The sequence below is a fragment of the Saccharopolyspora elongata genome, assembly GCF_004348985.1.
Taxonomy (GTDB): Bacteria; Actinomycetota; Actinomycetes; order Mycobacteriales; family Pseudonocardiaceae; genus Saccharopolyspora; species Saccharopolyspora elongata.
Map to the genome: position 1 here is coordinate 1 of NZ_SMKW01000150.1, position 10,861 is coordinate 10,861.

The 10,861-nt window shown below is 69.0% G+C and carries 11 protein-coding genes; 7 read left to right on the plus strand and 4 right to left on the minus strand.

Going from position 1 to position 10,861, the window contains the following annotated elements; all coding sequences use genetic code 11:
* Positions 1-2 precede the first annotated feature (2 nt).
* From E1288_RS44865 to mftM, 3 genes are all read left to right on the plus strand, one after another.
* Positions 3-119 carry a diguanylate cyclase domain-containing protein gene (locus E1288_RS44865; protein WP_268952034.1) on the plus strand — a complete coding sequence of 39 codons (117 nt, stop codon included), beginning with the start codon at positions 3-5 and terminating at the stop codon, positions 117-119.
* A gap of 125 nt (positions 120-244) precedes the next feature.
* On the plus strand, positions 245-1,759 hold the full coding sequence (locus tag E1288_RS44870; RefSeq protein ID WP_132495273.1) for a VWA domain-containing protein: 1,515 nt from the start codon (positions 245-247) through the stop codon (positions 1,757-1,759).
* Positions 1,756-2,670 (plus strand): mycofactocin oligosaccharide methyltransferase MftM, encoded by a 915-nt coding sequence (gene mftM / locus E1288_RS44875; protein WP_132495275.1) that lies wholly within the window; start codon positions 1,756-1,758, stop codon positions 2,668-2,670. Before E1288_RS44870 ends, mftM begins: the two co-directional genes overlap by 4 nt.
* Before the next feature lie 96 nt (positions 2,671-2,766).
* Here mftM and E1288_RS44880 read toward each other — a convergent pair whose 3' ends face one another.
* The 4 genes from E1288_RS44880 to E1288_RS44895 form a co-directional block, all read right to left on the minus strand.
* Positions 2,767-3,450, minus strand: a complete 684-nt coding sequence (locus E1288_RS44880) for a MadR family response regulator transcription factor (protein ID WP_132495277.1) — start codon at positions 3,448-3,450, stop codon at positions 2,767-2,769.
* Positions 3,443-4,813, minus strand: coding sequence for a MadS family sensor histidine kinase (locus E1288_RS44885; protein WP_132495279.1), 1,371 nt, complete (start codon positions 4,811-4,813; stop codon positions 3,443-3,445). The genes E1288_RS44880 and E1288_RS44885 overlap by 8 nt, the downstream gene beginning before the upstream one ends.
* A gap of 8 nt (positions 4,814-4,821) precedes the next feature.
* The gene (locus tag E1288_RS44890) at positions 4,822-6,012 is read right to left on the minus strand and encodes an iron-containing alcohol dehydrogenase (protein ID WP_456320522.1); all 1,191 of its coding nucleotides are present in this window, start codon (positions 6,010-6,012) and stop codon (positions 4,822-4,824) included.
* A 232-nt stretch (positions 6,013-6,244) separates the two neighbouring features.
* Positions 6,245-7,723: a GAF domain-containing protein gene (locus E1288_RS44895; protein ID WP_132495283.1), complete on the minus strand. Its 1,479-nt coding sequence runs from the start codon at positions 7,721-7,723 to the stop codon at positions 6,245-6,247.
* 221 nt (positions 7,724-7,944) lie between these two features.
* On the opposite strand from E1288_RS44895, the gene adh reads away from it, so the two are divergent.
* The 4 genes from adh to E1288_RS44915 form a co-directional block, all read left to right on the plus strand.
* Positions 7,945-9,468, plus strand: coding sequence for an aldehyde dehydrogenase (adh, locus tag E1288_RS44900; RefSeq protein WP_132495285.1), 1,524 nt, complete (start codon positions 7,945-7,947; stop codon positions 9,466-9,468).
* Positions 9,468-9,842: a DUF779 domain-containing protein gene (locus E1288_RS44905; RefSeq protein WP_132495287.1), complete on the plus strand. Its 375-nt coding sequence runs from the start codon at positions 9,468-9,470 to the stop codon at positions 9,840-9,842. Before adh ends, E1288_RS44905 begins: the two co-directional genes overlap by 1 nt.
* Entirely contained in the window at positions 9,832-10,527 is a 696-nt protein-coding gene (locus tag E1288_RS44910) for an adenylate kinase (RefSeq protein WP_132495289.1), read from the plus strand. Before E1288_RS44905 ends, E1288_RS44910 begins: the two co-directional genes overlap by 11 nt.
* 93 nt (positions 10,528-10,620) lie before the next feature.
* The coding region (locus E1288_RS44915) for an acetyl-coenzyme A synthetase N-terminal domain-containing protein (protein ID WP_328592572.1) at positions 10,621-10,861 on the plus strand (241 nt) is incomplete at its 3' end.

A 10,861-nucleotide genomic window follows, 5' to 3' on the forward strand; every position in this document is an offset into this window, starting at 1 on the left:
ACCTGAAGGCCAGCGTCGGGATCGCCGTGACTCAAGACCCCACCACTGAACCAAAAGAACTCCTGCACCTAGCTGATCAAGACATGTACGCCCGCAAAAAGAACCCCCGAAACGCATAACACACGACTTCACCACTTGATGACTGCCCGGCGCTCTCGCCCCAACCGGGGCTCCGCGATCAACGCAAAGATCCGACGAGCCGATATCGAGATCAACATTACTTGACGAGGCACAAGGGGACGGTATGGAAACGAGCTTGCACCGCTTCGTCCGCCTGCTGCGCCTGCACGGGGTGCGGGTATCAGGGGCTGAGGCGACCGACGCCATGCGGTGCGCGTCGCAGCCCGGCGTGCTGTCGTCCAGGTCCGTGCTGCGCGACGCGCTGCGGATAGCGCTGATCAAGGACCGCCGGGACGACGAGGTGTTCGACGACGTCTTCGACGCCTTCTTCCGCCTGCGGCGGGTGGTCGAATCCACCGACGGCGACGGGCCTGACCACACCCACGACGACCTGTCCGACACCGGTGAACTCGAACGCTTCACCGCCTCCGAGGAGCCCTCCAGCACACCGCAGGAGGGCCACAGCCACGACGCCCCGAAGGACCTGCGGGACTTCTTCGACCCGGAGGACCTGGCCCAGCAGTACAACCTGCACCAAGAGGCCAACAAGATCGACCTCGCGTCGATCACCGACGAGATAGTCCTCTCCCGCGACCAGTCCTCGCCGGGGCGCGGCGACAGCGCCGGCGTGCAGCTGGAGACCTCCCGGCTGCACAACGCGGGCACGCCCGGGCAGTTGTCGCAGCAGACCGGGCACCGGGTTGACACCGATCTGACCATCGCCGAGGAACGGCTACTGCTGGACTGGCTGGCGGATGCCGACTCCGACCCACAACTGCCGCGCAAGCCGCTGTCCGGGGTGCTCGACGACCTGCCCGCGCTCCTGAAGGAACACCTGCGCAAGCTCACCGAGCTGGAACACCGGTCGGTCGAGTCGGTCTCGCCCGCGGGCGTCACCGACCGGATCGACGAGCGAGAGCGCCAGGAGCTGGAGGACTCGCTGCGCAGGCTGGCCCGGAGTCTGCGCGGGGCGCGCACCAGCAAGCAGGTAACCAGCCCGCACGGCAGGGTCCACTCCGGACGGACGATGCGCCGGAACATGCGCTACGACGCCGTTCCGTTCCGGCCGGTCACCACCAAGCGCGCCGAGGACAAGCCGCGACTGGTGGTGCTGGCCGACGTGTCGCTGTCGGTGCGCAGCACCGCCCGATTCACGCTGCATCTCGTGCACGGCCTCCAATCGCTGTTCAGCCGGGTGCGCACGTTCGCCTTCGTCGCAGACATAGTCGAGATCACCGACCTGTTCGAGCAACATCCGCTGGAGAAGGCGCTCGGGCTGGTCTTCGACGGGCTGCCGGCGGGCGGGGTCCTCGACGTCGACGCCAACTCCGACTACGGCGGCGCGCTGAGGGGGTTCCTCGACGAGCACGGCTCATCCCTGACCCGGCGGACGACCTTGCTGGTGCTCGGCGACGGCCGGGGCAACGGCAACGATCCGGACGTGGCGGCCTTCGCGGAGATGGCGCGGCGGGTGCGGGAAACCATTTGGCTCACCCCGGAACCCCGCTACTCGTGGGGTCTGGGCCGGTGCGATCTACCGCGCTACGCCGAGCACTGCGACCGCGTCGAAGTGGTGCGCGATCTGGCCGGCCTGGCCCGCACATCGGATGCGCTGTCCTCGGAGGCGGTGGGGCGATGAGTGACGCGGGGCAGTTCTCCGGCAGCGCCACGATCGATCCGCTGGCCCGCAGCAGTCCCGGCTGCTACCGCGACGAGGCGGTGGTCGTGGTGCACGAGCGGCACGACCCGCCGCCGGACCGGATCCCGATCACCCGCACCCGGCACTTCGGCCTGCACCGCGACGGCCACCGGGTGCTGGTCAGCCACCGCCTCGAGCCGCACGAGCTGGACAACGACGTGGCGGGCAAGCTGGCCGACGAGCTGTTCGCGCCGGGCTGGCTGACCGGGGCGGAGGTCTTCGAACGAGTCTTCACCGGCATCGTCAGATCCACTGTGGATGATTCGGTCGACGCCTGGTCCACCTTCTACCGCAACACCCTCGCCCGGATCCGGCTCCCCAGGGACGCCGGCGGCGCGCCGCACTCGTCGATCTCGGCGATGGTGCCGGTGTACTCGCGGGTGCTGGAGCTGGTACCGCCGGGCCGGGTCCTCGACGTGGGCTCCTGCTTCGGATTCCTGGCCCTGCTACTGGCCGAGCGCCCCGGCACCGCGGTCGTCGCCTCCGACATCGCCAACGGCACCGTCACGTTGCTGCGCACCATCGCCCGCGAGCTGGGCCTACCGCTGGGCACGCTGGTCTGCGACGGCGCACGAGTGCCGCTGCCGGACCAGGCCGTCGACACGGTGACGGTCATCCACCTGCTGGAGCATCTCGACCCCGAGCACGGCGAGGCCGTCCTCGCCGAGGCGATCCGGTTGGCACGGCGACGGGTCGTCGTCGCGGTCCCATTCGAAGCCGAACCGACGGCCGCCTACGGGCACCTGCGCACCTTCGACACCGCCGAGCTGCACCGGCTGGGGACCGGCACCGGACTGCCCTACGAGGTCGACGAGCACCACGGCGGCTGGCTCGTCATCGACTCCGCCTGATGGGCGTGTCGGTCCTTGAGCACTGTGGGGAAGAGCCGTTGCTGGTGGTCGTGGCACCACATCGTGATCGACACGGCAACAGGTCAAGATCCACGCTCAGATGAGCCCGCGCTTGCTTGCTTCGTAGACGGCTTCCGCGCGGGTGGAGACATCCAGCTTGCGCATGATGTTGCGCACGTGGAACTTCACCGTCGTCTCGGAGATGTAGAGCTGGCCGCCGACGTGCCGGTTGCTCGACCCGGTGGCCATCAGCCGGAGCACACCCAGCTCGCGTTCGGTCAGTTCCGGTGCGGTGGAGCGGTTGTTCATCGAGTGCACCATCGCCGCGGCCGAGCGCGAGTCGAACGCGCTCTCCTTGCGGGCCACCGCGCGGATCGCCCGGACCAGCTCGGTGGTGTCGACGTCCTTGACCACGTAACCACGGGCACCGCGGTGCACGGCGTCGACGACGAGCTTCTCGTCCAGGAACGTCGTCAGCACCAGGACCCCGAGACCCTCGTGCTCCCCGGTCAACCGCTCGCACAGCGCCAGGCCCTCGGTGTCCTCACCCGAGGACAGCTTGAGGTCCAGCAGCACCACTGCGGGCCGCGTCCGGCCGACCACCGCGACCGCCTCCGCCGCGGTGGAGGCCTCCCCGACCACTTCGAGGTCCTGTTCCCGTTCGAGCAGCGACCGCAGCCCCTGCCGGACGATGGAGTGGTCGTCGACGATCACGATCCGGACCGGACCCGGCGGTGCGCTCACCACGCCCCCGGCCGCCCACCTGGCTTCCTCAGACATCGGTGTCCCCTTCCGCCATCGGCATCGGCACTTCCAGCCTGATGAGCACCCCGCCCATCTTCGCCCTGCCGATGTTGAGCTCACCGCCGAGTTCTTCGGCTCTTGCGGCCATGTTCGCCAGCCCCCGGTGGTGCCCGTTGAGGTCATTGGTGCGCGCCGCCCGCAGAGTTCGCCGCAGCTGCGCGGGATCCCCGGTGCCGTCGTCGGCGATCGACAGCACGACGCGGTCTGTCTCGTACTTCAGGTGCACCGACGCGCGGTCCGCGCCCGAGTGGGTCGCGGTGTTGAACAGGGCCTCGCCGGTCAGCCGCAGCAGCGAGTGCTCGGCCTCGCCGGGCAGCGGCACCGGCTTGCCCTCGATCCGGACCGCGACGTCGACGGAGGTCGGCAGATGCACGTTGGACAGCCGTTCCAGCAGCACCGGCAGCGAACCGGGGCCCTCGTCGGCGCCCCGGTGCAGCGCGTAGATCGCCGACCGCAGCTGGGAGACCGCCTGCCGGGTCAGGTCCTTGGCCGCCATGAGCCGCTCGGCGACCTGCTGCGCGTCGGCGCCCATCGCCGCCAGCTCCGACCGGCACACCTCCACGGTCATGCCGGCGCTGAGCACGGCCTGGGTCACGCTGTCGTGCAGCTCCCGCGCTATGCGGTGCCGTTCCTCGTCGATGACCTGCCGCTGCATCGCCTCGGTCAGCCGGCGCTGGACCTCCTGCAGTTCGGCGTTGCGCTCGACGAGGTCCTTGGCCTGCCGGGAAGCTTCCTCGTTCAACTGCTCGGCGCGCCCCTTCAACTGGGCCGCGGTGTGGAACAGGTAGGAGTTGTACAGCGCCACCGCGGCCTGATTGGCCAGCACCCGCAGGACCGCGAGGTCGGTCCCGGTGACTTCCACTCCCGCACCGGGCCGACCCACGACGCCGCCGACCGGCTCCTCGTCGAGCAGCATCGGCGCGCGCACCCAGCCCGGCCCGGCCTCGCCCGGTTCGAGCTCCCACGGGCGCTTGCGGATCACTTCGAGCTGCTCGCGGACCTCGGCGGGCAGATCGTGCTCCTGGTCGATCAGCTCGCCGTCCCGGGCGAACAGGAAACCCGGACGTATCCCCCGCAACGCCCCGTCGGCGACGGCCAGCAGCACCCACTCGGCTTGCAAGTGCTCAACGGCGGCCACGACGACCGCCTCCACCAGCGCCCTCGGCCCCTCCGCCGAGCGCACCACGGCGCGGGAGATCTCGTCGAGCGCCTGCACGGCCACGGCCAGCCGCTCGTTCGAGCGCCGGTACTCGGGGTAGAACGACCGCTTGCTTGATCGCACCCCGGTGAGCTCACCGAGCGTCGTCTCCCCCGCGCGGACGCGGCCACCACCGGACACCTTCGACCTCACATGGCCTTTCGGAACAACGACTCGATCTCCTCCTGGGTGACCTGGCGGGGGTTGGTCGCCAGGCACGCGTCCTTCATCGTCGTCCTGGCCAGGTGCGCGACGTTGTGCTCGCCGACCCCGAGGCAGGACAAACCGCGCGGAGCACCCACGGAGTCAGCCAGCTCGCGGACCCGATCGGCCAGCACCTCGGCGACCTCGGCCGCGGGTACGCGCTCGGTGTCGATGCCCGCAGCGGCGGCCAGCGGCACGTAGCGAGTCGGGCTCTGTTCCGCGTTGAACCGGATCACGTGCGGCAGCAGGATCCCGTTGATCACGCCGTGCGGCGCGTCGAGCAGCCCGCCGACCTGGTGGCTCATGGCGTGGGTGGCGCCGAGGATCGCGTTGGTGAACGCCATCCCCGCCGCCAACGACCCCTGCGCCATCGCGTTGCGCGGCTCCTGGGCGGCCGGATCCAGCAGGGTCCGCAGCAGGTTCCTGGTCACCAGGTGCACGGCGTGCAGCGAATGCTGATCGGTCAGCACGTTGTGCGCGAGCGAGACGTAGGACTCCATGGCGTGGGTGAGCGCGTCGAGACCGGTCGCCGCGTTCAGCCAGTCCGGCATGGTCGTCAGCAGCCGAGGATCGATGATCGAGATTTCGGGGACCAGCGTCCTGCTGATGATGGTCACCTTCGTCGCGTGGGTGGTGTCGGTGACCACGCAGAACTGGGACACATCCGCCCCGGTTCCCGAGGTCGACGGCACCATGACCAGCGGTGGGATGGGGTTCACGACCCGGTCGACGCCCTCGTAGTTCAGGATGTGCCCACCGTTGGCGGACACGATCGCCACGCCCTTGGCCGCGTCGATGCACGAGCCGCCGCCGACGGCGATGATCACGTCCGCGCCGGCCTGAGCATATTCGCAGTAGGCCGCCTGCACCTCGTGGTCCTTCGGGTTCGGCGTCAGCTCGTGCCAGACGACCGGTTCCAGACCCACCTCGCGCAGGTGCACCACTGCCTCGCGCACCCATCCCGCCTCCACGATGCCGGGATCGGTGACCAGGAAGGGACGGCGCGCGCCGAGCCGTCGAGCCGAGTGGCCCAGCTCGGCCAACGAATCGGGGCCGAACACGATTTCCGGCGCGTGGAACTTCGCAAGGGCCGGACGCTGCTCGCCGACATCGTCGCGGCTGGGTTGGCGCGGCACGCCCACATGTTCGAACGCGATTTGAGGCTCCGGCATTTCTCGTGGCCCTCCCGACTCACCGATGAGCCTCGCCCGCGAACGAGTCCGGCCGGTGCGCGGCCCGCGGCGAGACCGGCTGCAAGCAGACCAGCAGCATTACTGTGGGGTAAACCACAGGTGAACCTACAGCCAGGGACTGTACCTCGGAACTGCCCGGATGAGCACCCCCGACCTGTCCGATCGGACAGGTGCGCTACACGGTTTCTTCGAGTAGGAGGCGCAGCCGGGATTCGAGCACGTTGCGCTGCGGAGCGTCCGGCGCCATCAGATCCCGCGCCTTTTCCAGCACCTCCAGATCGTCGCGGCCGGCATCGGTGTGGGCGAAGCGCCAGAGCAGTTCAGGGTCTCCGCTGCCCAGCACCCAGCCGCGCAGCGCCACCACGAGCTCGTCGCGCTCGGCCCGGATCGCGACGGACTCCGAGCGCGGCAGCAGCAGTCCGGCTCTATCCACGGCGGCGCCGGCGTCGCCATGGCGCAGCGTCTCGCGGAGGGCATGCAGGTCGCTGTCCACATCCGCCGCGATGCGGTACGGCCTGGTCTTCACCACGTGCGGCCCCAGAGCGTTGCGGATGCGGTGGATCTCCACCCGGACCGTGGTGGGGTTGCCCTGCTCCCCGTGCAGCAGCAGCGCGAGCCGCTCCGCAGTCAGCCCGCCGGGGTTCATCGCCAGCAGTGCGAGGATTTCGGCGTGCCGCAGGCTCAGATCGTGCCGGACACCGTCCACTGTGGCCGCTGGAACCTCGTCGCCGAGCAGTTTCAACGACAACTGCGGCCGACGACGAGACCGGGGCTGCCCGACGCGCAGCAGGTAGCCGCCGTCGAGCGGTTCGACCTCGGCGTCCTCACCGTCGTCCAACCGGACCGTTCCGCTGTCGTCGAGGCCGATCCGCTGCCCCGGCACGAACCGCGCCGAGGGTGTGCTCGCGACGATCCGTCCACTGGGGCTCAGCAGTGCCGCATCCCGACCGGACTCGGCGAGGTGGTGGGCGTTGCGCTCCCGGAGCAGGTCGTCGGAGGCGGCCAGGCGCCAGCGGAGCTCACCTTCGACCAGCCGCGCACCGGCCACCACGAGCGCGAGCAGCGCCGGGTGCATCGTGTGCAGCGGACCGCTGAGATCGACCGCGCCGAGCAGCGCACCCGTCTCCGGGTCGCGGACCGGACAGGCGGCGCAGGTCCAGGAGTGGTAGGTCCGCACGAGGTGCTCGGCGGAGTGGATCTGCACGGGAGCTCCGGTGGCGAGCGTGGTGCCCATGGCGTTGGTCCCGATCGTGCTCTCGGCCCACCGGGTGCCTTCGGCGAGCAGAACGCGGTCTGCGTCCCGGCAGACCTGGGGATGTCCTTGCCGCCAGAGGATGTTGCCGTCGGCATCGGTGATGATCATGACGTGGCTGGTGCCGTCGGCCGCATCGAGCAGCGTCTGGCGCAGCATCGGCACCCAGCGCGCCAACGGGTGCTCCCGGCGAACGTCGTCGATCCTGCCGGAGTCGAACGCCAGCGGTGGCTCCCTGAGATCAGGATCGATCCGGGCTGCCAGCGAACGCCGCCAGGACTCGAAGACGACCGGTCTCGGCTCGTGCGAGAGCCGGTCGCCGGCCAGGACGGCAGCGTGCACCCGCTCGAGCAGTCGGGCCCGCTCGAGCGGATCGACCAAGGTGTCGTAGCTGGTGTCCATTCGCCTGCGCAGAAGTGTCGAGAACGCGGAACATCCGGTCGCGGAAAGATTCATAGTGCGGGGTGACACACGTTACGGGCAAGTGCACCCGCGACACCGGTTCGCCCCGTTGCAACGTCGCTGCAACGTTGCGGCTCCTAGCTTCTCGCCACACCAGAGGCATGAGTGGCCCAGGTCACGACGGCCCGCGGAGGGCCGTACCAGCACACGAGAGGCGAACGATGGTTCTGTATGCAGCTCCGGGGACGACAGGTTCCGCAGTCGAGTTCCGTTCGCGTTACGACCACTTCATCGGCGGCGAGTACGTGGCCCCGGCCGGCGGGGACTACTTCGAGAACCCCACGCCCGTCACGGGCCAGGTGTTCACCGAGATCGCCCGCGGCACGGCCGACGACGTGGAACGCGCCTTGGACGCCGCCGAGGGCGCCGCGCCCGCGTGGGGCCGCACGTCGGTGGCGGAGCGGTCCGGGATCCTACTCAAGATCGCCGACCGCATGGAGGCCAACCTCGAGAAGCTCGCGGTCGCCGAGAGCTGGGACAACGGCAAGCCGGTCCGCGAGACGCTGGCGGCCGACATCCCGCTGGCGATCGACCACTTCCGCTACTTCGCCGGGGCCCTGCGGAGTCAGGAGGGGGCGATCTCGCAGATCGACGACGACACCGTCGCCTACCACTTCCACGAGCCGCTGGGCGTCGTCGCCCAGATCATCCCGTGGAACTTCCCGCTGCTGATGGCGACCTGGAAGCTGGCGCCGGCCCTGGCCGCGGGCAACGCCGTGGTGCTCAAGCCCGCCGAGCAGACACCGGCATCGATCCACGTGCTGATCGACCTCATCGCCGACCTGCTGCCCGCGGGCGTCCTCAACGTGGTCAACGGCTTCGGCGTGGAAGCCGGCAAGCCGCTGGCCTCCAGCTCCCGGGTGCGCAAGGTCGCCTTCACCGGCGAGACCACCACCGGCCGGCTGATCCTGCAGTACGCCAGCCAGAACATCATCCCGGTCACCGTCGAGCTCGGCGGCAAGAGCCCGAACATCTTCTTCGACGACGTCGCGGCGGCCAACGACGCCTTCTACGACAAGGCCCTGGAAGGGTTCGCGCTGTTCGCCCTCAACCAGGGCGAGGTGTGCACGTGCCCATCACGGGTGCTGATCCAGTCCGGCATCTACGACGCATTCCTCACCGACGCGGTGGCCCGAACCGAGAAGATCAAGCAGGGCAACCCGCTGGACACCGACACCCAGATCGGCGCCCAGGCCAGCAACGACCAGCTGGAGAAGATCCTGTCCTACATCGACATCGGCAAGCAGGAAGGCGCGGAGGTCCTCACCGGCGGTCACCGGGTCGAGCTCGAAGGCGACCTGGCCGGCGGCTACTACGTGGCGCCGACGGTGTTCGCGGGCCACAACAAGCAGCGGATCTTCCAGGAGGAGATCTTCGGCCCGGTCGTCTCCGTCACCAGCTTCGACGACTACGACGACGCCATGAAGATCGCCAACGACACCCTCTACGGCCTCGGCGCCGGGGTGTGGTCCCGCGACGGCAACACCGCCTACCGCGCCGGCCGCGACATCCAGGCCGGCCGGGTGTGGGTGAACAACTACCACGCCTACCCCGCCCACGCCGCGTTCGGCGGCTACAAGCAGTCCGGCATCGGGCGCGAAACCCACAAGATGATGCTGGACCACTACCAGCAGACCAAGAACATGCTGGTCAGCTACTCCGACAACGCGCTGGGCTTCTTCTGATGACCAGCGACCGGGTCGCGGTGACCCCGGAGGCGGCGGAGCAGATCCGCCGCCTCCGGGCGCAGCACGGGCCGGTGATGTTCCACCAGTCCGGCGGATGCTGCGACGGCAGCGCCCCCATGTGCTACCCGGCGGGCGAATTCGCCACCAGCGACGCCGACGTGCACCTCGGCGATCTCACCGTGGACGGCCAAGCCGTCCCGGTGTGGATGTCCAGACCGCAGTTCGAGTACTGGAAGCACACGCACCTCACCATCGACCTCGTGCCCGGACGGGGCAGCGGCTTCTCCCTCGAAGCACCCGACGGCGTCCGCTTCCTCACCCGATCCCGACTGCTCACCCAAGACGAATGGAAACGACTGGATGCGAGCTGAACACAAGCCGAGCCGCGTTGTGCTTGTCGGCCCGCCGGGCGCCGGCAAGGGAACGCAGGCGGAAGCGATTTCGGCCCGACTGGGTGTTCCACACATCTCCACCGGGGACATCTTCCGGCGCAACGTCGGCGAGGGCACGGATCTCGGACTTCGGGCGAAGTCCTACATGGACAGCGGTGCCCTGGTTCCGAACGAGCTGACCAACGAAATGGTGCGTAGACGTCTCGGTGAGGACGACGCCGATGGCTTCCTGCTCGACGGGTTCCCCCGGAACCGGGAGCAGGCCGAGTTCCTCGACGACACGTTGCGAAGCTCCGGACGCACTGTTGACGTAGTGCTGGAGCTGCAAGTGCCTGCGGAGGAAATCGTTCGTCGCCTCAATGGCAGACGCGTTTGCGGTACGTGTGGGCGAAGCTGGCACGTGGAGTTCAACGCCACGAGGGCGAAGGGCATCTGCAACGCCTGCGCCGGTCCGCTGCACCAGCGCGACGACGACCGCGAGGACGCGATCCGGCGCCGTCTGCAGCTCTACGAGCAGCAGACCGCACCGATGCTCGCGCACTACCAGGAGAAAGACAGGCTCGCGCGGGTCGACGCGTCCGGTCCGGTCGACGCTGTCGGCGAGCGGGTGGCCGCCGCGCTCGGCGCCCGACCGAACAACAGCGCAACGTCGCCGCAACGTTGACCGCCGTAGATTCATCCAACCGGTTGACGGATCCGGGAAAGCCGCAACGAAAAAGCGATCAGGCCGTCACATGATCGCGTCGAGAGGTCGGAAGTGGGCAAGCACTCACAGAGCACTTTGGACAATCTCCGCACCGAAGAACGGGGCCATGCTCCGTCCCAGGAGTTCGCGGCGCAGGCCAACGCCACGTCGGCACTGTACGAGGAGGCCTCGGCCGATCGGGAGGCGTTCTGGGCGAAGCAAGCCGAGCGGCTGGCCTGGGACACCAAGTGGGACCAGGTCCTGGACTGGTCGAACGCGCCGTTCGCGAAGTGGTACGTGGGCGGCAAGCTGA